Annotated in this window: 21 protein-coding genes, 1 pseudogene and 1 riboswitch; of the genes and pseudogenes, 4 read left to right on the forward strand and 18 right to left on the reverse strand. The window is 71.6% G+C overall.

Annotation, left to right across the window (positions count from 1 at the left end; all coding sequences use genetic code 11):
- Positions 1–152: 152 nt before the first annotated feature.
- The 9 genes from NGB36_RS05840 to NGB36_RS05880 form a co-directional block, all read right to left on the reverse strand.
- Positions 153–608, reverse strand: coding sequence for a PH domain-containing protein (locus tag NGB36_RS05840; RefSeq protein WP_255918971.1), 456 nt, complete (start codon positions 606–608; stop codon positions 153–155).
- Positions 609–695: 87 nt separating this feature from the next.
- Entirely contained in the window at positions 696–1544 is an 849-nt protein-coding gene (hisG, locus tag NGB36_RS05845; protein ID WP_255918972.1) for an ATP phosphoribosyltransferase, read from the reverse strand.
- A gap of 114 nt (positions 1545–1658) precedes the next feature.
- Entirely contained in the window at positions 1659–1931 is a 273-nt protein-coding gene (locus tag NGB36_RS05850; RefSeq protein ID WP_255918973.1) for a phosphoribosyl-ATP diphosphatase, read from the reverse strand.
- Between the two features lie 34 nt (positions 1932–1965).
- The gene (gene ribH / locus NGB36_RS05855; protein WP_255918974.1) at positions 1966–2451 is read right to left on the reverse strand and encodes a 6,7-dimethyl-8-ribityllumazine synthase; all 486 of its coding nucleotides are present in this window, start codon (positions 2449–2451) and stop codon (positions 1966–1968) included.
- 53 nt (positions 2452–2504) lie between these two features.
- Positions 2505–3839: a bifunctional 3,4-dihydroxy-2-butanone-4-phosphate synthase/GTP cyclohydrolase II gene (locus NGB36_RS05860; protein ID WP_255918975.1), complete on the reverse strand. Its 1335-nt coding sequence runs from the start codon at positions 3837–3839 to the stop codon at positions 2505–2507.
- 121 nt (positions 3840–3960) lie between these two features.
- Complete coding sequence (locus tag NGB36_RS05865; protein ID WP_255918976.1) at positions 3961–4617, reverse strand: nicotinamide mononucleotide transporter family protein; 657 nt, start codon at positions 4615–4617, stop codon at positions 3961–3963.
- Positions 4614–5219 carry a riboflavin synthase gene (locus NGB36_RS05870; RefSeq protein ID WP_255918977.1) on the reverse strand — a complete coding sequence of 202 codons (606 nt, stop codon included), beginning with the start codon at positions 5217–5219 and terminating at the stop codon, positions 4614–4616. Before NGB36_RS05870 ends, NGB36_RS05865 begins: the two co-directional genes overlap by 4 nt.
- A complete protein-coding gene (gene ribD, locus NGB36_RS05875) occupies positions 5220–6362 on the reverse strand; it encodes a bifunctional diaminohydroxyphosphoribosylaminopyrimidine deaminase/5-amino-6-(5-phosphoribosylamino)uracil reductase RibD (RefSeq protein WP_372509376.1) in 1143 nt (380 codons plus the stop codon).
- Positions 6363–6521: 159 nt separating this feature from the next.
- Positions 6522–6652: riboswitch (FMN riboswitch) on the reverse strand.
- 104 nt (positions 6653–6756) lie between these two features.
- A complete protein-coding gene (locus NGB36_RS05880) occupies positions 6757–7647 on the reverse strand; it encodes a helix-turn-helix transcriptional regulator (RefSeq protein ID WP_255918978.1) in 891 nt (296 codons plus the stop codon).
- Positions 7648–7834: 187 nt separating this feature from the next.
- Here NGB36_RS05880 and NGB36_RS05885 point away from each other — a divergent pair.
- Positions 7835–8103: pseudogene (locus NGB36_RS05885) on the forward strand (NAD-dependent epimerase/dehydratase family protein); the annotation flags it as partial.
- A 113-nt stretch (positions 8104–8216) separates the two neighbouring features.
- A complete protein-coding gene (locus NGB36_RS05890; protein WP_255918979.1) occupies positions 8217–8972 on the forward strand; it encodes a DUF5995 family protein in 756 nt (251 codons plus the stop codon).
- On the opposite strand, the gene NGB36_RS05895 is transcribed toward NGB36_RS05890, so the two are convergent.
- The 4 genes from NGB36_RS05895 to NGB36_RS05910 form a co-directional block, all read right to left on the reverse strand.
- Positions 8933–10645 (reverse strand): flavin monoamine oxidase family protein, encoded by a 1713-nt coding sequence (locus NGB36_RS05895; RefSeq protein WP_255918980.1) that lies wholly within the window; start codon positions 10643–10645, stop codon positions 8933–8935. The two genes, NGB36_RS05890 and NGB36_RS05895, sit on opposite strands and share 40 nt — an antisense overlap.
- Before the next feature lie 44 nt (positions 10646–10689).
- Positions 10690–11493 (reverse strand): carbon-nitrogen hydrolase family protein, encoded by an 804-nt coding sequence (locus tag NGB36_RS05900; protein ID WP_255918981.1) that lies wholly within the window; start codon positions 11491–11493, stop codon positions 10690–10692.
- Positions 11494–11640: 147 nt separating this feature from the next.
- Positions 11641–12096, reverse strand: coding sequence for an Lrp/AsnC family transcriptional regulator (locus NGB36_RS05905; RefSeq protein WP_255918982.1), 456 nt, complete (start codon positions 12094–12096; stop codon positions 11641–11643).
- 112 nt (positions 12097–12208) lie between these two features.
- Positions 12209–13669: a GuaB1 family IMP dehydrogenase-related protein gene (locus NGB36_RS05910; protein WP_255918983.1), complete on the reverse strand. Its 1461-nt coding sequence runs from the start codon at positions 13667–13669 to the stop codon at positions 12209–12211.
- Positions 13670–13810: 141 nt separating this feature from the next.
- Here NGB36_RS05910 and htpX point away from each other — a divergent pair, with 141 nt between their 5' ends.
- Together htpX and pspAB are read left to right on the forward strand one after the other, a co-directional pair.
- Positions 13811–14710, forward strand: coding sequence for a zinc metalloprotease HtpX (gene htpX / locus NGB36_RS05915; RefSeq protein ID WP_255918984.1), 900 nt, complete (start codon positions 13811–13813; stop codon positions 14708–14710).
- A 59-nt stretch (positions 14711–14769) separates the two neighbouring features.
- Positions 14770–15354 carry a PspA-associated protein PspAB gene (pspAB, locus tag NGB36_RS05920; protein WP_255918985.1) on the forward strand — a complete coding sequence of 195 codons (585 nt, stop codon included), beginning with the start codon at positions 14770–14772 and terminating at the stop codon, positions 15352–15354.
- Here pspAB and NGB36_RS05925 read toward each other — a convergent pair.
- The 5 genes from NGB36_RS05925 to NGB36_RS05945 all read right to left on the reverse strand — a co-directional run bounded on the left by NGB36_RS05925 (position 15314) and on the right by NGB36_RS05945 (position 19416).
- Positions 15314–15643, reverse strand: a complete 330-nt coding sequence (locus NGB36_RS05925) for a barstar family protein (protein ID WP_255918986.1) — start codon at positions 15641–15643, stop codon at positions 15314–15316. The two genes, pspAB and NGB36_RS05925, sit on opposite strands and share 41 nt — an antisense overlap.
- Positions 15640–16029, reverse strand: a complete 390-nt coding sequence (locus NGB36_RS05930; protein WP_255918987.1) for a guanyl-specific ribonuclease — start codon at positions 16027–16029, stop codon at positions 15640–15642. Before NGB36_RS05930 ends, NGB36_RS05925 begins: the two co-directional genes overlap by 4 nt.
- Positions 16030–16038: 9 nt before the next feature.
- The gene (locus NGB36_RS05935; RefSeq protein ID WP_255919030.1) at positions 16039–17028 is read right to left on the reverse strand and encodes a sugar-binding transcriptional regulator; all 990 of its coding nucleotides are present in this window, start codon (positions 17026–17028) and stop codon (positions 16039–16041) included.
- Between the two features lie 278 nt (positions 17029–17306).
- Complete coding sequence (gene rpe, locus NGB36_RS05940) at positions 17307–17993, reverse strand: ribulose-phosphate 3-epimerase (RefSeq protein WP_255918988.1); 687 nt, start codon at positions 17991–17993, stop codon at positions 17307–17309.
- 49 nt (positions 17994–18042) lie between these two features.
- Positions 18043–19416 (reverse strand): RsmB/NOP family class I SAM-dependent RNA methyltransferase, encoded by a 1374-nt coding sequence (locus NGB36_RS05945; protein WP_255919031.1) that lies wholly within the window; start codon positions 19414–19416, stop codon positions 18043–18045.
- Positions 19417–19429: the final 13 nt, after the last annotated feature.

Consider the following 19429-nt stretch of genomic DNA (forward strand, 5'->3'; position numbering starts at 1 on the left):
CATCGCCGGGAAGTGTCACTCCTCGGGTTGCTTTGGTCCCCGCGGAGCCGGTGCCGGAAGACGGTCGCGCGGACGCGGGGCGGCGGCATCGTAAGCCGCCTACACCCAGGGTAGTCAAGGGCCTGGCCCAAGAGGGGCACCGGAGGGAGCGTTCAGGCCGCCGAGGAGCTGGTGCCGTACGCCTCCGCGAGCGCCCTCAGCCGACGCGCTTCCTGCACCGCGCGCTGCTTGCCGTTGCCGGGCTGGATGCCCATCGCGGCGAGCGACGTGCCGTCGGCGAGGTCGAGATACACCCACGGGTCACCGGGCCGCAGGTTGACGCGGAGCACCTCGGCCCACTCCAGCCGGCGCTTGGTGGTCAGGTTGACCACGGTGAGGCCGCCGGGCGCGGCGACGATCTTCGGGCGGCTCAGCAGCGAGAGCAGCCCGAAGATCACCGCACCGGTGGCGATGAAGACTCCGCGGTCCGGCGCCGACCAGCCGGGCATGGCGAAGGCGACGGTGACGAAGGTCACGAGCAGGATCGTGCCAACGGTCATCAGCACGGTGCGGGTGCGCACCGGCCGGAAGGTCACCGGCAATGCGAGTGGCTCTTCGGCGGCGGACATGGCGGCCTTCCCCGGACAGGACCGGCAGGTATCACAGCGGCGCGCAGCGCCTCGGTTGAGGGTGGTGGTGGGCGACGGGCGGGCGGGTCACAAACGGCAGGCGTGGATGCCGGTGGTGAGAATCGCCCGGGCGCCCAGATCGTAGAGGTCGTCCATGATCCGCTGGGCCTCCTTGGCCGGGACCATCGACCGGACCGCGACCCACCCCTCGTGGTGCAGCGGGGAGATGGTGGGCGACTCCAGGCCCGGGGTGAGGGCGACGGCCTCTTCCAGGAATTCCGCCCGGATGTCGTAGTCCATCATCACGTAGCGGCGGGCGACCAGGACGCCCTGCATCCGGCGGAGGAACTGCTGGACCTTCGGGTCGTCCTCCGGGGCGCCGGTCCGCCGGATCACCACTGCCTCGGACTCCAGGATCGGCTCGCCGATGATCTCGAGACCGGCGTTGCGCAAGGTGGTGCCGGTCTCCACGACATCGGCGATGACCTCGGCGACGCCCAGCTGGATCGCGGTCTCGACCGCGCCGTCGAGGTGCACCACGGAGGCCTCCACGCCGTTGTCGGCGAGGTGCTGGCTGACCAGGCCCGCGAAGGAGGTGGCGATCGTCATGCCGCCGAACTCCTTGACCCCGGTCGCGGTTCCGGGCCGGGTCGCGTACCGGAACGTCGAGGCCGCGAAGCCGAGCTGCAGGATCTCCTCGGCGTCAGCCCCCGAGTCGAGGAGCAGATCGCGGCCGGTGATGCCGATGTCGAGACGGCCGGAGCCGACGTAGACGGCGATGTCGCGGGGGCGGAGGAAGAAGAACTCGACCTGGTTGTCGGAGTCGACGAGCACGAGTTCGCGGCGGTCCTTGCGCTGCCGGTAACCCGCCTCATGGAGCATCTCCGCCGCAGGCTCGGAGAGTGAACCCTTGTTGGGGACGGCGATGCGCAGCATGGGAACGGATTCCTTCACGGCTCGAGGTGGTGTCGTACGCGGAACAGCGGACTAAGCGGACTAAGCGGACCAGGGGGCCAGCGGACCAGCAGAATGCCGGGGATGCCAGGGGCGTCAGAGGTGAGCGTATACGTCGTCGAGGGAGATTCCCCGCGCAACCATCATCACCTGAAGGTGGTAGAGCAGCTGCGAGATCTCCTCGGCGGTGCGGTCGGCGCCCTCGTACTCGGCGGCCATCCACACCTCGGCGGCTTCCTCGACGACCTTCTTGCCGATCGTGTGCACGCCCTTGCCGACCAGTTCGGCGGTACGGGAGGTGCTGGGGTCGCCGACGGCGGCCTTGTGCTGGAGCTCGGCGAAGAGCTCCTCGAATGTCTTGTTGGCCATGGTGCTCCCTACCCTACGTGGTTCCCCCGCTGCGTCAGCGCCAGGGCTCGGAGACCGAGCGCAGCGTGGCGGCGGTGGCGACCGCGGCGGTGACCGCCTCGTGGCCCTTGTTCTCGCTCGATCCGGGCAGGCCCGCCCGGTCCAGCGCCTGCGCCTCCGTGTCGCAGGTGAGCACGCCGAAGCCGACGGGCACGCCGGTCTCCACGGAGACCTGGGTGAGCCCTGCGGTCACCCCCTGGCAGACGTAGTCGAAGTGCGGGGTGCCACCACGGATGACGACGCCGAGAGCGACGATCGCGTCGTAGCCGCGGCCGGCCAGGACCTTGGCGACGACGGGGAGTTCGAAGCTGCCGGGCACCCGCAGCAGGGTGGGTTCGTCGATCCCGAGCTCGTGCAGGGCGCGCAGCGCGCCCTCGACCAGGCCGTCCATCACCTGCTGGTGCCACTGGGCGGCGATCACCGCCACACGCAGGTCGCTGCAGCTCTTCACGGTCAGCTCGGGGGCGCCCTTACCGCTCACGTCTCTCCTTGGTCCTGTGCTGGTTCTCGTCGTGCTTGGTGTGTCGTACGGGGTCAGCGGCTGCCGCAGGCCGTCGCCGGGGCCGGCTCCTGGTCCAGCCACGGCAGGTCGTGACCCATCCGGTCCCGCTTGGTGCGCAGGTACCGCAGATTGTGCTCGCCCGCCTGGACGGGCACCGCTTCCCGTGCGGTCACCTTGAGCCCGTGCCGGATCAGGGCGGCGCTCTTGTCGGGGTTGTTGGTCATCAGCCGGACCGAGCGCACGCCCAGGTCGGCGAGGATCTGGGCGCCTGCACCGTAGTCGCGGGAGTCGGCGGGCAGGCCGAGCTCCAGGTTGGCGTCGAGCGTGTCGCGGCCGCGCTCCTGGAGTTCGTACGCGCGCAGCTTGTGCAGCAGGCCGATGCCGCGGCCCTCGTGCCCGCGCAGGTAGACCACCACACCGCGACCCTGCTCGGCCACGCGTTCGAGCGAGGCTCGCAGCTGGGGTCCGCAGTCGCACCGCAGCGAGTGGAAGACGTCACCGGTCAGGCACTCGGAGTGCAGCCGCACCAGGACGTCCTCGCCGTCGGTGAGCCGTCCCTCGTCATCGAGGTCGCCTGCGACGAGGGCGATGTGCTCGACGCCGTCGACGGTGCTGCGGTATCCGAAGGCCTGGAAGTCGCCGTAGGCGGTGGGCAGCCGGGTGGTGGCCTCACGCCGCACGGTCGGCTCGCTGCCGCGGCGGTAGGCGATCAGATCTTCGATGGAAATGATCGAAAGACCGTGCTTACGGGCGAACGGCACCAGGTCGGGCAGCCGGGCCATCGACCCGTCCTCGTTGGCGACCTCGCAGATCACGGCGGCCGGCCGCAGCCCCGCCAGGCGCGCGAGGTCCACCCCCGCCTCGGTGTGTCCGTTGCGGGTGAGCACGCCGCCCGGGCGGGCGCGCAGCGGGAAGATGTGGCCGGGCCGGACGAAGTCGCCGGGTCGGCTTTCCGGCTCCGCGAGCAGGCGCAGCGTGGCGGCGCGGTCGGCCGCCGAGATGCCGGTGGTGGTGCCGTGGTCGCGCGAGGCGTCGACGGAGACGGTGAACGCGGTGCTCATCGACTCGGTGTTCTGCTCGACCATCTGCGGCAGTTCGAGGCGTTCGAGGTCGGGAGCCTCCATCGGCGCGCAGATCAGGCCGCGGCACTCGGTCATCATGAACGCGACGAGCTCCGGCGTGGCGAGCTCGGCGGCGAAGACCACGTCGCCTTCGTTCTCGCGGTTCTCGTCGTCGACGACCACGACGGGCCGTCCAACCGCTATGTCCGCGATCGCCCGCTCGACGGGGTCGAGCGCGAGCGACTCGCCGCCGGTGCCGTACCCGTACCGGCTCCGCGATGTGAGAGGTGTCAGCGATGCGGTCATGCCGTGTCTCCTTCGTTCTCCCCCAGAGCTCTCGCCTGGGCGGGACCCCCTCCTCCGCTCGCGCGGCGCAGCGGTGCGGGCATCGTGGTCGTCTGCGGCCAGGTGGCCGCGCAAGCGTCGCTCAAAGGAGCGCTCCTTCCAGTGCGCCAGGTTCGCCGTCGCGCGCGATACGCGTCCGGAGCCACCAGGCACGCAAGCCGGCGATCACCAGGACGAAATAGATGACGTAGACCAGGGCGGAGAAGGCCAGCCCGCTGGTGAAGGCGAGCGGGACGCCCACCAGGTCCACCGCGAGCCATGCGAACCAGAACTCCACCCAGCCGCGCGCCTGGGCGACCATCGCGGCGAGTGTGCCGACGAAGATGTAGGCGTCCGGCCAGGGGTTCCACGACAGCACCGGGAACGCCGTGAACAGGCCGCCGACGGCGAGCGTTCCCGCTGCCGTGGCGGCCGCCAGCCAGCAGCGCTCGCGCCGGCTCGCGAACCGGACGGCGACCTCGCCCGTGTCGTGGCGGCCGCGCCGCCAGCGGTCCCAGCCCCAGACGGCGACGGCGATGACGACGAGCTGCTTGCCGACCCCGCCGCCGAGGTGGGCCGTGGCGTAGGCGACGACCAGCACCAGGCCGGAGAGCAGCTGGGCGGGCCAGGTCAGCATCGAGCGGCGCCAGCCGAGGGCGAGCGCGGCGAGACCGAGCACGTTGCCGATCACGTCGGACCGGATGACGTGCTGGCCGAGGACGGTGAAGGCCTGGCCGGACAGCCAGCCGAACGCGTTCATGAGGCCGTCTCCGCCCGGTCGCCGAGGAGCCGCTCGACGTACTTGGCGAGGACGTCGACTTCGAGGTTGACCGGGTCGCCGGGCTGCTTGATGCCCAGCGTGGTCAGGGCGAGGGTGGTCGGGATCAGGCTGACGGTGAAGAAGTCGTGGGCCGCGTCGACGACGGTGAGGCTGATGCCGTCGACGGTGATGGATCCCTTCTCGACGACGTAGCGGGCCAGCGCCGCGGGGAGCGAGATCTTGACGACCTCCCAGTGTTCACCGGGGGTGCGCTCGACAATCGTGCCTGTGCCGTCGACGTGGCCCTGGACCAGGTGGCCGCCGAGGCGTGCGCCGAGCGCCATGGGGCGCTCCAGGTTGACCCGGGAGCCGGGGCGGAGCACGCCGAGGCTGCTGCGGTTCAGCGTCTCGGCCATCACGTCGGCGGTGAAGGTGCCGTCCGCGGTGTCGACGACGGTGAGGCACACACCGTTGACGGCGATCGAGTCGCCGTGCTTGGCGTCCTCGGTGACGAACGGGCCGCGCAGGGTGAAGCGGCAGGAGTCACCGAGTTCCTCGACGGCGACGACCTCACCGAGCTCTTCGACGATTCCGGTGAACACTCAGCTCTCCTCGGTGGCGGGGACGGACGGGACGTGGTGCGGCGGGTAGGCGGTGACGCGCAGGTCGGGGCCGAGGCGCGATGTCTCGGCGATGGTGAGCCGCAGCGCCTGGCCGATGGTGGTGACGCCGCAGTCGCCGAGAACGGCGGGGCCGGCGCCGAGCAGGACGGGGGCGATGTAGCCGACGGCCTTGTCGATGGCGCCCGCGGCGGCGAACGCTCCGGCGAGGGTGGGGCCGCCTTCGAGCAGGACCGAGCGCACACCGCGCTCGTCCAGCGCGGCGAGCAGTGCGGCAATGTCCAGGCCCCGTCCGCCCGCGGCGCGCGGCAGGCGCGCCACCTGCGCGTGGCCCTCGAGGTGGCCGGTCCCGGCGTCCTCGGCGACGGCCACCAGGGTGGGGGCGGCGGAGTCGAGGACGCGCGCGCCGGGCTTCACCGTGGCCTCGGTGTCGACGACGACGCGCAGCGGCTGGCTGACGTCGCTGTGCGCACCGCGCACGGCGAGGTGCGGGTCGTCGGCGTGCAGGGTGCCGGAGCCGACGACGATCGCATCGGCCTGGGCCCGCAGCCGATGCACGTCTGCGCGGGCTTCGGCCGAGGTGATCCAGCGGCTGGTGCCGTCGGCGGCGGCGGTGCGCCCGTCGAGCGTGGCTGCGTACTTCCACAGCACGAAGGGACGGCCGAGCCGCATCGAGGTGAGCCATGCCTCGTTGCCGCGCGCGGCCTCGTCCTCCAGCAGCCCGGCCTGGACGTCGATCCCGGCGGCGCGCAGCGTCTGCGCCCCGCCGGTTGCGGTGGGGTTCGGGTCGCCGACGGCATAGACGACGCGGGCGATCCCGGCATCGACGAGCGCACGTGCGCAGGGGCCGGTGCGGCCGGTGTGGTTGCAGGGCTCGAGGGTGACGACGGCGGTGCCGCCCCGGGCGCGTTCCCCGGCGGCGCGCAGCGCGTGGACCTCGGCGTGCGGGCCGCCCGCACGCTGGTGCCACCCCTCCCCCGCCACGCGGCCGTCGGCGTCGAGCACGACGCACCCGACGACCGGGTTCGGGCTGGTGAAGCCGAGGCCGCGGGCGGCGAGGCGGATCGCGCGTCGCATCGCGTGGCGCTCCCGCTCGGGAGCTGCGGCTGCGGCTGGGGTGGCCACCGGGTCCTCCTGCCTCTTCGGGCACGGACTCCGGGGCGATGTGGGACCTAGCGGATGATCGCATCGGGTGACGCCGGGGGCCGGCGAAATGGCCTCCGCACGCGGTTGATCTTCTCCGCGCACGCCAGCCGCCGACGGCGGCGTACCGATGACGAACCGCCGCGCACTGCCTCCCATCCGGACTTTAACCGTCGGTCCAGGAATTTCACCTGATCAACCGGCCGCTGGCTGCGGACGGGTCGCGGACTTTAACCGCCGGTTCGGAGTTTCACCGACCCCGGAGTGCGCTTACGTCACTGGTACAGACCCAGTCTGCCACGCCCGGTAGGAGCCTTGCGGGCCGGATCCTGTGGTGTGACTCACAACTGTTCTCGACAACTTCGCCATATAAGGATCAATGGGGCGGCTGCGCGGTCTCCGGCGCGGGCGGACGGTCGCCGGGCGAGGCGGACGAGAAGTCCTGCAGCCCGATCACGCGCAGCAGTTGGAGCCTGGTCTGCGACTCGCTGCGGGGCCGTGCGGTGTAGACGATCAGGCGCTGGTCGTGCTCGCCGCTGAGCAGCACTTCGCAGTCGAGTTCGAGCAGCCCGACGACGGGGTGGACGAAGCGCTTGGTATCGCGCCGTCGCACGGCCGCCTCATGTGCCTCCCACAGCTGGGCGAACTCCGGGCTCTCCGCCCTGAGCCCGGACACGAGCCGGGCCGCGTGCGCGTCATCCGGCCGGGCGGCGAGCACCGCCCGCAGATTGGCGACGTGCGCCCGTGCCAGCTCGGCCCGGTCCTCGGGAGGGACGATCTCCCGCGCCCGAGGGTCGGTGAAGTACCTGAGAACGACGTTGCGTTGGTCCGCATGACGTGCGGAGGCGTCCCCGACCAGGGCCGCCGCCATGGGATTCTGCGCCAGCACGTCCCCGACGTCGCTGACCACCTGCGCGGGCGTGTCGTCGAGCCGGTCCAGGATCAGCAGCAGCCCCGGCCGTACGTGCCCGCTCGCCCTGCGGTCCCGGGGCGGTTCCTCGCCCGCGAGGAGGAAGAGGTGATCGCGCTCGTCGTCGCTCAGCCGCAGGGCACGTGCGACGGCGGCGAGGATCTGCCGAGAGGGCCGCGGCCCCCGCGCCTGCTCCAGCCGCGTGTAGTAGTCCGTCGACATCCCGGCGAGGTGCGCCACCTCCTCCCGGCGCAGTCCCGGGGTGCGGCGGCGTGCGCCGAGCGGCAGCCCCACGTCGGCCGGCGCGAGGCGCTCGCGGCTGCGGCGCAGGAAATCGGCGAGTTGCGTGCGGTCCACACGGTCAGCATGCGGGGCGGCCGCGGGCGTATCCAGGGTCTGCCGGTCCCCGGATCAGCAGGTCTGTCCCGCTCCCGTCCGCGCTGCCGCAGTGTTCTCGCAGATCGGCGGACGGAACGGAAGGAGCAGACCGTGCTGACGTTGGTGACGGGTGTGACGGGACAGGTGGGCGCCGGTTCGTGCGACTGTGCACCAGGCCGATGTGGCGCAGGGTCTGCTGCGGCTGCTGCTCGCACCGGGCGTCGCCGGGCGCAAGTACAACATCGCCGAGACGCACCGGTCACCGCGGTGGAGCTGCACCAGGTCAACGGTGTCCCCGTGCCACAGGGCATGGGCGAGCGGCACGACACGGACCCGTGGTCCGGCATCGTCTCCACCGCGCGGATCCGGCGTGAACTGGGCCTCAGGCCGCTGTACCCGTCGGTGTGGACGGCGCGGGACGCGGGCGTGATCTGACGTCGACGACGTGACGTTGGCGACGACGTGACGTTGACGTCCGGATCGGCCGCCCGGGGGATCCGGCGCCGTGGCGGACGGGCGGGGGCGCCCCCGGCTGGGACGCTGGGCGGGTGACCACCGATGCCCCGGCCCCCCGCGCACCGCTGTGCCTCGGCGCCGTGGTGGCGCGGATGCAGGCGATCGGGGAATCGCTGCCCGCGGGCGACGGGGTCGCGGTCTTCAACGGGGTCTATCTGTCGGTCACCGAGGAGCTGGAGCGCAGACTTGGCGACGGGTTCTTCCGGGACCCCGGCGCCACGGCCCGGTTGGCGGTGGTCTTCGCCCAGCGTTACCTCGCCGCCGTCGAGCCGGATGCTCCGGGCCGCCGGCCACCCGCGTGCTGGCGGCCGTTGCTGCAGCTGCGCCATCACGGTGGGATTCATCCGGTCCAGTTCGCGCTCGCCGGGATCAACGCCCACGTCGGCCACGACCTGCCGCTCGCCGTGGTGGACACCTGCCGCTCCCTCGGCTGCGGCCCGCACCGCATCGAGCGGGACTTCGAACGGGTGGGCCGCATGCTGGAGGCGATCGAGGAGCGGGTCCGCGAGGAGCTGATGCCCGGCCCCGATCTGCTGGACGTGGCCGACCCGCTCACCCACCTGATCGCCTCGTGGGAGCTGGAGCAGGCGAGGCAGGGGGCCTGGTCCGCCGCTCGCGTCCTGTGGGACGTGCGCGAACTCCCCATGCTCTACGAGGAGTTCGCGCACAGCCTCGACACGGGCGCCGGGCTCGTCAGCCGCTGTCTGCTGACTCCCCTTGGCCGCCGTCACCGAGCGGCGCTGCCGCCTCAGTCCTCGGGCAGCTCGACGGGGGCGATCTCCTCGTAGCGGTCGCCGGGGCCGGGGTTGGACGGGTCGGTTGCTCCGCCGAGGTGGTGCACCACGCCCCACACCGCGTTCAGCGCGGTCTGCACCGCGCCCTCGGCCCACCCCGCCGTCCACGAGATGTCGTCGCCCGCCAGGAAGAGGCCGCGCTTGTCCTGCGGCAGCCGGTCCTGCATGAAGTGGGTGAACAGGCGCCGCTGGTAGCGGTAGTGGCCGGGCAGGTTGGCCTTGAACGCGCCCATGAAGTACGGCTCGTTCTCCCAGGAGACGGTCACCGGGTTGCCGATGATGTGTCCGCGGATGTCGACGCCCGGGTAGATCTCGCCGAGCGACTTGAGCATGACCTCCATCCGCTCGTTGGCGGAGAGCGGCAGCCATTTGAGGCTGTCGTCGCACCACGTGTACGACAGGCACATCACCGCGGGCTTGTCCGGCCCGTCGTCGAGCAGGTAGGTGCCGCGCGTCATCCGGTCGGTGAGCGTCATGCTCATCACGTCGCGCCCGGTCGCGGGGTCCTTGTCCAGCCAGAACGGCCGGTCGACGGGGACGAAGAGCTTGGAGGACTCCATGTAGTGGGTGCGCTCGATCGCCGTCCAGTGGTCGATCGGGAAGAGCGCGTCGTCACAGGAGATCTTCGACAGCAGCATCCAGCTCTGGGCCGTGAAGACTACTGCCTTGTAAGAGCGGATGTCGCCGGTGGCGTCGGTGACGGTGATCCGGTTGCCCGCGGTGCGGTGCAGCCGGGTGACGGCCGGGCGCGGTTCGCCGCCGTGCAGGGACTTCAGCGAGGTGCCCGGCGCCCAGTGCACCAGCTTGGCGGGCCCGTCGGCCCACAGCCGCAGCGGGAGCTGCTGGCTGCCGCCGACGATGCCGCGGTGGTCGTCGTCGGCACCGGTGTAGACGACGCGCAGGATCTCCAGGATCGAGTTGGGGAAGTCGGTGTCCCAGCCGCCGGTTCCGAAGCCGACCTGGCCGAAGATCTCACGGTGCCGGAAGCCGGAGAACGCCGGGGAGTCGCACAGGAACCCGTAGAAAGTCTGGTTGTCGAGCTTCTCGACGAGCTCCGCCCAGATGCGGCGGATCGTTTCCACGTCCCGGTCGCGGATGGCGCGCTGCATGTCGCTGAAGCGCGCGCCGTCCTCGAGGCAGGCGTTCCAGGCGTCCATCACCTGGTGGTAGACCTCGGGCAGCTCGTCGAGGGTGCGGGCGTAGTGCGACTCACCCTTGAGGTCGACGACGGTCGACGGGGTCACCGGCGCGAGCGGATTGGGGAACGGCTTGGTGTCCAGGCCCATCCGGTCGACATAGTGCTGGAAGGCGGTCGAGCTCGGCGGGAAGCGCATGGCGCCCATCTCCGCCGTCAACTCCTCGTCGCAGCCGTCGAATCCGACCGTGCGCAGCCGCCCGCCGATCCGGTCGGCCTCGTAGACGACCGGCTTGAGGCCGAGCTTCATCAGTTCGTACGCGGCGACGATGCCGGAGAGCCCGCCGCCGACGACGGCGACCTCGGTGCCGTGCTCGGTCGCGGGTATCGACCCGAGGCCGGCGGGGTGTGCGAGGTAGTCGTCGTAGGGGAAGGGGAAGTCGGGGCCGAACATGGTGATCGGCGCGTCGGTTGCGCCGTGCTGCTCGTCCTGGACGGCGTCGTGGACGGCGGTGGGCACCGTGGACGTCATCGGCGTACTGCTCCTCGGGCGAAGGGGTGGTTCCGTAACGGAGGTCAGGTGAGGGGGGTGTACAGCTCGGGGCGCCGGTCGCGCAGGTACGGGAGCTGTTCGCGGGAGGCGGCGAGCAGCGCGGGGTCGACGTCGGCGAGGACGAACTCGTCCGCGCCGGATCCCGCGCGGGCGCGGACCAGGCCGTCGGGCCCGGCCAGGCAGCTCAGTCCGGTGAAGTGGAACTCGCCCTCGGCGCCGGTGCGGTTGGAGTAGGCCACGTAGAGCTGGCTCTCGTACGCGCGGGCCGGGACGAGGGTCTGGGCGACGAACTCGTACGGGCTCATCAAAGCGGTGGGGACGACGAGCAGATCGGTGCCGGCGAGCGCATGCGCCCGCACGTTCTCGGGGAACTCGACGTCGTAGCAGATCAGCAGGCCGACGGTGAGGCCACCGAGTTCTGCCTGGACGACGGTGGTCTCACCTGGGGTGAAGTGGCCGGTCTCGAAGTCGCCGAACAGGTGCGTCTTGCGGTAGTTGGCGAGCCGGTGGCCGTCGGGGCCGATCAGCTGGGCCGAGTTGAAGACCCCGCATCCGTCGCGCTCCGGATATCCGTAGACGACGGCGAGACCGTGCTCGGCGGCGATCTCCGCGACCCGGTGGGCGGCGGGCCCGTCGGCGGGCTCGGCGAGCGCGGCGACGGCGTCGCCGATCGCATAGCCGGTCAGGTACATCTCGGAGACGGCGAGCAGCCCGGCTCCCGCGGCCGCGGCGCGGCGGGCCGCCGCATCGAGCGCGTCCAGGCTCTCGGCGGGCGAGCCCGGGACGCCGCAGAGGCCTTGGTAGAGCGCGATACGAAGCGGCGTCATGGTTGCTCGTGACCGTTTCTCGTCGGGGGCGGGAGGACCTCTTGACGGTACGGGCCGCGTCAAAGCTGCGACAAGACGCGGATATTGCGGGATGACAGCCGATTCGTTGCGTCTTTTGCTCGCAGGACGCCGATTCGTTGCGTGCAGTCAGTTGGGCGAGCCGGAGGTGTAGCGGCGCAGCAGTGGTGAGAGCACCAGCACGGACTTGGTGCGGTCGACGAACGGCTCCCCCACGATCCGCTCCAGCACCGCTTCGAAGTGGCGCACGTCGGAGGCGAAGACGTGGACGATGGCGTCGGCTTCCCCCGTCACCGTGGAGGCCGAGACCACCTCCGGGTAGCGCTCCAGGCCGCGGCGGATCGCGTCGGCGGAGGTGCTGCCGTGGCAGTACAGCTCGATATAGGCCTCGGTGGACCAGCCGAGCGCCGCGGGATCGACCCGGACGGTGAACCCGGTGATCGCACCGACCGCCAGCAGCCGGTCGACGCGGCGTTTGACGGCAGGGGCGGACAGGCCGACCTCGGCTCCGATATCGGCGTAGGAGCGGCGGGCGTCCTCGGCGAGGGCGTGCACGATGCGTTCGTCGAGGTCATTGAGGCGCATGGAGCCGATCGTCGCACGAAGCGGCAGCGCGCGGGGTCCGAAGGGTGATCCCCTGGACCCCGCGAGCGCCACAGCCGCTTCGGCCGTTTCGGAGGCTTCGGCCGGTCCGGCGTCAGTCGGTCCAGCTGCTGTGCAGAGGCTTGCCCTCCGCGTAGCCGGAAGCGCTCTGCACGCCGACGACGGCCTTCTCGGTGAACTCCTCCAGCGAGGCCGCGCCCGCGTAGGTGCAGGAGCTGCGCACGCCCGCGATGATCGAGTCGATCAGGTCCTCGACGCCGGGCCGCCTCGGGTCCAGGAACATCCGCGAGGTCGAGATGCCCTCCTCGAACAGCGCCTTGCGGGCGCGGTCGTAGGCGGACTCCTCGCTGGTGCGGTTGCGCACCGCGCGGGCGGAGGCCATGCCGAAGCTCTCCTTGTACGGGCGGCCGTCGGCGGTGTGCTGCAGATCGCCCGGGGACTCGTACGTACCGGAGAACCACGAGCCGATCATCACGTTCGAGGCTCCGGCGGCGAGCGCCATGGCGACGTCCCGCGGGTGGCGAACGCCACCGTCGGCCCACACGTGCTTGCCGTACTTGCGCGCCTCGGCGGCGCATTCCATGACGGCGGAGAACTGCGGACGGCCGACACCGGTCATCATGCGGGTGGTGCACATCGCGCCGGGGCCGACGCCCACCTTGACGATGTCCGCGCCGGCGGCGATCAGGTCGCGCACGCCCTCGGCGGCGACGACGTTGCCGGCCACGACCGGGACCTGCGGGTCCAGGCCGCGTACGGCCTGCAGTGCGCTGATCATCGATTCCTGGTGGCCGTGTGCGGTGTCCACCACGAGGGTGTCCGCTCCGGCTTCGAGCAGGGCCTTCGCCTTGCCCGCCACGTCGCCGTTGATGCCGACGGCGGCGGCGACCCGCAGCCTGCCCTCGGCGTCGGTCGCCGGGGTGTAGAGGGTCGCCCGCAGGGCGCCCTTGCGGGTGAGGATGCCGGCCAGCTTGCCGTCCTTGTCGACTGCCGGGGCGAGCTTGCGGTGCGCGTCCTCCAGCCGGTTGAAGGCGTCGCGCGGGTCGATGTCGGCGTCGAGCAGCAGCAGGTCCTTGGACATGACCTCGGACAGCTGGGTGAACCGGTCGACACCGCTGAGATCGGATTCGGTGACGACTCCGACCGGGCGGCCGTCCTGGACGACCACGCCCGCGCCGTGCGCCCGCTTGGGCAGCAGCGCCATGGCGTCGGCGACGGTGCTGATGGGCGACAGGACGATCGGGGTGTCGAGCACCAGGTGGCGCTGCTTCACCCACGAGATCACGTCGGTGACGATCGGGATCGGGATGTCCTGGGGGATGACGACCAGGCCACCGCGGCGTGCCACGGTTTCGGCCATACGGCGTCCGGCGATCGCGGTCATGTTGGCGACCACAATGGGGATGGTGGTTCCGGTACCGTCCTGGGACGACAGGTCCACGCCCTGCCGTGAGCCCACAGCGGAACGGCTGGGAACCATGAACACGTCGTCATACGTTAGGTCGTACGGCGGCTGAGAATCGTTGAGGAAACGCACGTTTACTAATTGTTGCATGCCTCGGCGGTGAACCCGCCATGGACGAACGTCCCGACTCCGGGCCCGCCCCTTGGGGCATGGTCCGAAGCCGGGGAGGGACAATCACATCGGAGGCGTCCCCGGCCATCCCGGCCGGGACCTCGCACCCCGGGAGGGGACATGAACCGAACGCGCTTCGCCCCGGACCGGGGATTGTCGAGCCGCATGGTGATCACCATGTTTCTCATCGGCTTGCTGTACGTGGTGTTCGTCGGCGCGCTGCTGGTGCTGCTGCGCGGGGCCTGGCCGATGGTCCTGATCCTCGCGGGCGGGCTGTTCGTCGCCCAGTTCTGGTTCAGTGACAAGATCGCTGCGTTCAGCATGGGGGCCGTCGAGGTCACACCCGAGCAATATCCGCAGCTGCACGGCACGATCGACCGGCTGTGCGCGCTGGCAGACATGCCCAAGCCGAGGGTCGCGGTCGCCCAGTCCGACGTCCCCAACGCCTTCGCGACGGGGCGGAACGCCGACAACGCCGTGGTGTGTGCGACGACGGGCCTGCTGCGCAGGCTGGAGCCGGAGGAGCTGGAGGGCGTGCTCGCGCACGAGCTCTCGCACGTCGCCCACAAGGACGTCGCGGTGATGACGATCGCGTCGTTCCTCGGTGTCCTGGCCGGTGTGATCACCCGGATCGGGTTGTGGGGCGGCTTCCGCCAGCGCGGCAACAACCAGAACGCGGCGATCGTCGCACTGCTGATCCCGCTGGTGAGCGCCGTGGTGTACGCGATCAGCTTCCTGCTCACCCGGATGCTGTCGCGCTACCGCGAGCTGTCGGCGGACCGTACCGGCGCGCAGCTGACCGGGCGGCCGTCCGCGCTCGCCTCTGCGCTGACGAAGGTGAGCGGCGCGATGGCGCGGATCCCCACCGAGGACCTGCGCAAGGCGCAGCCGTTCAACGCGTTCTTCTTCGCCCCCGCGATCGTCAACCGGGAGACGGTGTCCAACCTGTTCTCCACCCACCCGACGCTGGAGCAGCGGCTCGAACAGCTCGGGCGGATCTCCGCCGAGCTCAACCGCTGAGCCGCCCCCGTCCCCTGCTCTCCCCTCCCGCTTCCCGCCCTCCTCAGGAGCTGACCGCCGTGGGATTCCTCGACACCCTTCTCGGCCGCACCAAGCCGGTCAAGCCCGACCTCGACCAGCTGTTCGGCCTTCCGGCGGCGGCTGTCACACTGACGGCGGCCGCCGGGTTCAAGCCCACCGGGGAGGGTTCGGTCTGCTTCGCCGCCGTGGAGGGCGGCGCCTTCGCCCAGTTGCAGGAGGAGGTCCAGGGGCTGCTCGACGCCGATGTGACCGGCTCCGGCGAGGGGGTGCCGGTGGAGTTCAGCCAGGACTCCTACGGCTACACCTGGCTGCTCTCGCGGCACACCTCCGACGACGTGGCCGGCCTGGTCAACGACCTGCACGCCGTCAACACAGTGCTGCAGGACGGGGGGTTCGGGCCGCAGTTGCTCTGCTCGCTGGTGAGCTTCCGTGACGCGCGCGGCCGTTCGCTGGCGCTGGTGTATCTCTACAAGCGCGGCACGTTCTACCCGTTCGCCCCGCTGACCGGGGAGAAGCGCGACAATGCGCTCGAACTCCAGGTGAAGGCGATGGTCGAGGACGACCTGCGGGTGGAGAAGGACCTCAGCCGCTGGTTCCCGGTGTGGGGTGCGCCGGGCCTGTGAGCTCGACCCGCAGCGGCGTGGGGGTCTGGCTCCATCGCCCGGCCGCGTCGCGGAAGACGGCGAGCGCGGTCCGCCACTGCTCCGGTGCGGCGGCCGCGTAGTCCTGCCAGCCGGAGATGCGCAGAATCCGGCCGCCACGGCCCTGCATCCAGTCGGGGTCGGTGAGGCAGTCGAGCAGCGCGTCCCAGTTGCGGCCGAACCACTCGGGGAAGCGCAGCGACCGGGCGCAGCGGTCCATGAAGGCGGCCTTGTCCGTGACACCGTCGAGATCGAGTACGACGACCGTCATCCTCCCGTCACCGCCTTGAAGCTCCGGTAGTGGTCGTCGGTGTAATACGTCTCGTGGTGCTCGCCGGTGACGATTCTTCGGGCGCCGCGGTCCCGTGAGCCCGGTGTGGGGACGGTGTACTCGTGGTAGTAGCCGCGGGGTTCACGCGGCAGCGCCCCTTCGTAGTCGGCGAAGACGGCGCCGTCCTGGGGGTAGGGGTAGGGGCCGCCGGCGTCGATGAGGTGCAGCGTCCGCCGCGCCTGGGGCGGCAGCCGGTCGGCCGCGATCACCGGCAGCCCGTGGGCCCATGACGGCGAGCCGGTCACTGTGCCGACCCGGGCGGGGGCGGAGCACCCGGCGGAGGCGCTGGCGAGGCAGGCGAGCAGGACGCACAGCGTACGGCGCATGGAGCGCGCCTACGCCGTTCCGGGGTCGGCGCGGTCGAGCGCGGGGCGGATACCGGGCTGCTGGTGCCCCAGCAGGTGGTCGGCGGCTGCGGTGTCGGTGACGAGGCTGGTGACCAGGCCCGAGCGGAGCACCGCGCCGACCGCCTCGGCCTTGCGGATGCCGCCGGCGATCGCGACGACCTCCGGGACGCGCCGCAGCCGGTCGGCGTCGACGGTGATGCAGCGGTCGCGCAGATCGCGTCCCACGCTGCGCCCTTCCGCGTCGAACAGGTGCGAGGACATCTCGGCGGCGACGCCCAGCTCGGCGTAGTGCTTGCGCTCGGCCTCGCTCAGCGCGTCGTAGACGGTGGAGACACCGGGTGCCCAGGAGCCGATGCCGACCACGGCGACGGTGACCTTGTCGAAATAGCCCATCGCCGCCGCGATGCCGCTCTGGGCGCGGAGCGCCGCGGCAGTGGCGGGGTCGGGCAGCACCATGGGTGCGTACAGCGGGTGGGCCTCTCCCCCGCAGACCGCGGCCGTGCGCCGCACCGCCTCGACCGAGCCGCCGTCGGCGGTGCCCGCGTCATAGACGCCGGTGAGCTGGACGACGGTGCACGGCGGCAGATGGTCGAGGGCGTTGGCCATGGTGATGATGGAGCGGCCCCAGGCGAGCCCGAGCACATCGCCCTCGGTGACGAGCTCGCCGAGCAGTCCCGCCGCTACCGCCCCGAGGTTCTCCGGGTCGGGCGCGTCGCTCTCCTGGTCCGCCGGTGACTCCACGACAACGGCGTGGCGCAGCCCGTAGCGGGCACGCAGCGCGTCAGAGCGTTCCGCGTCCAGCTCGGCGGGGACCCTGATCTCGATGCGTACCAGGTCGCGCTCGAGCGCGGACTCGAGAACCCGGGCCACTTTGAAGCGGCTGACGCCGAACTCCTCGGCGATCTGGATCTTGGATTTGCCTTCGAGGTAGAAGCGGCGGGCCATCGCCGCCGCCTGCACCATCTCGGCGGGACCCATGCGGACTGTTGAGCGCCCAGTGGTCACGTCACCCTCCCCTGGGGGTCCCCCCGCGCGACACAGGAGGAGCTCATCTGATGGACGACATGCTCATCTTTGCAGATGCCGCAGCCCATCGCGTGTTCCGGCCGACCCGTTCTCAACCTATGGGACGGCCAACCGATGAGACAGCCGCCCTGTAGGACGGCCAATCTATGGGATGACGGGCATCGGCGGGGTTTCCGCGGGGCGGCCGCAAGGCCGCCGCCATGTGAAGTCCGCAGATGCCCGCGATGCCGTCAGTGACCGCATGCCCAGGCAGCGGCCGCGGCAGCCGTCTCGGCCTGCTCGCGCAGCCGCCGCACCGCCTCGGCCGGGTCCTGCGCGCCGTACACGGCCGAGCCCGCGACGAAGACGTCCGCGCCGGCCTCGGCGCACCGCTCGATCGTCGACGCCGACACACCACCGTCCACCTGCAGCCACATCTCCAGGCCGTGCTTGGCTATCAGCTCCCGCGTGCGGCGGATCTTCGGCAGCATGATGTCCAGGAACGCCTGCCCTCCGAAGCCCGGCTCGACGGTCATGACCAGCAGCATGTCGAGCTCGGGGAGCAGGTCCTCGTAGGGCTCGACGGGCGTCGCCGGCTTGAGCGCCATCGAGGCGCGCGCCCCCTTCGCGCGGATCTCGCGGGCCAGCCGTACGGGTGCGGCCGCCGCCTCCACGTGGAAGGTGACCGACCCGGCGCCCGCGTCCACGTACTGCGGAGCCCAGCGGTCCGGGTCCTCGATCATCAGGTGACAGTCGAGCGGGGTACCGGTCGCCTTGCCCAGCGCCTCCACGACCGGCAGGCCGAGCGTGAGGTTGGGGACGAAGTGGTTGTCCATCACGTCGACGTGGAGCCAGTCGGCGCCGGCCACGGCCTCGGCCTCGTCGGCGAGCCTGGCGAAATCGGCGGAGAGGATGCTGGGGTTGATCTGCGGACGCATGCGCCCAGTATGGCGCGATGCGTGGGCCGGAACGTACCCGGGGCATCGGTCACGCGGTGCGGCGCAGCAGCGCCACGTACATCGCGTCGGTGCCGTGCAGGTGCGGCCAGAGCTGCACGTCGGGGCCGTCACCGAGGTCGGGCACGCCCGGCATCAGCGGCCGCGCATCGATCCATTCGGCGGCGAACGGCGTCCCGGCGACGTGCCCCTGCAGGACGTCGTCCACGACGGCCCGGGTCTCGGCGAGGTGAGGGGAGCATGTCGCATAGCCGACGACGCCGCCGACGCGGGCGGAGCGCAGGGCGGAGCGCAGGAGTTCGCGCTGGAGCGGGCCGAACCCTGCGACGTCCTCCGGGCGCCGTCGCCATCGGGCCTCCGGGCGGCGGCGCAGTGCGCCGAGGCCGGTGCACGGCACGTCGACCAGTACCCGGTCGAAGACTCCGTCCCGCCACGCCGGGCGCGTCCCGTCGGCGGCGATGACCTGGTACGGGCTTGGGTTTCCGGACAGGGCGCGGGCGACGAGGCGGGCCCGGTGCGGCTGCTTCTCCGAGGCGAGCAGGACGGCTCCGCGCTGCGCGGCGAGCGCGCCGAGCAGGGCGGCCTTGCCGCCGGGGCCCGCGCAGCCGTCGAGCCAGCGCTCGTCCGGGCCGGCGAGCGGCGCTCCGGCGAGCGCGAGGGCGACGAGCTGACTGCCCTCGTCCTGGACGCCGGCACCACCCTCGCGCACCGCGTCGATCGCCGCCGGGTCCCCGCCGTCGGCGAGCCGTACGGCGTACGGGGACCAGCGGCCCGGTGCGGCGTCGTCGCCCAGCGCTTCCGCGAGTTCCTGCGGGGTGACACGGCCCGGGCGGGCGGCCAGGGTTACCTCCGGGCGTTCGTTGTCGGCCTCGAGCAGCGCCTCGATCCCGTCGCGGCCGCCGCCGAGCGCGTCCCACAGGGCCGAGACCACCCAGCGCGGGTGGGAGTGGACGACGGCGAGGTGGTCCTCGGGCTCCTCGTCGTAGGGCGGCGCGACGCGCCGCAGCCAGCCGTCGAGGTCGTCGGCGGCGACCTTGCGCAGCACGGCGTTGACGAAGCGGGAGCGTCCGTCGCCGAGGACGCAGCGCGCCAGCTCGACGGTGGCGGAGACGGCGGCGTGTGTGGGGATGCGGGTGGAGAGCAGCTGATGGGCGCCGAGGCTGAGCACGTCGAGGACCGGCGGGTCGACCTCGCGCAGCGGACGGTCCACGCATGCCGCGATGACGGCGTCGTAGGTGCCCTGGTGGCGCAGCGTTCCGTAGACGAGTTCGGTGGCGAGGGCGGCGTCGCGCCGGTCGAAGCCGCCGCCTGCCTCCGCGTCGCGCAGCAGTGCGGGCAGCACGAGGTTGGCGTAGGCGTCGCGCTCGTCTACCGCCCTCAGCGCGTCGAAGGCAATTTTTCGCACGGGGTCGAGCTTG

The sequence above is a fragment of the Streptomyces humicola genome, assembly GCF_024436035.1.
In the GTDB taxonomy this organism is placed as follows: domain Bacteria; phylum Actinomycetota; class Actinomycetes; order Streptomycetales; family Streptomycetaceae; genus Streptantibioticus_B; species Streptantibioticus_B humicola.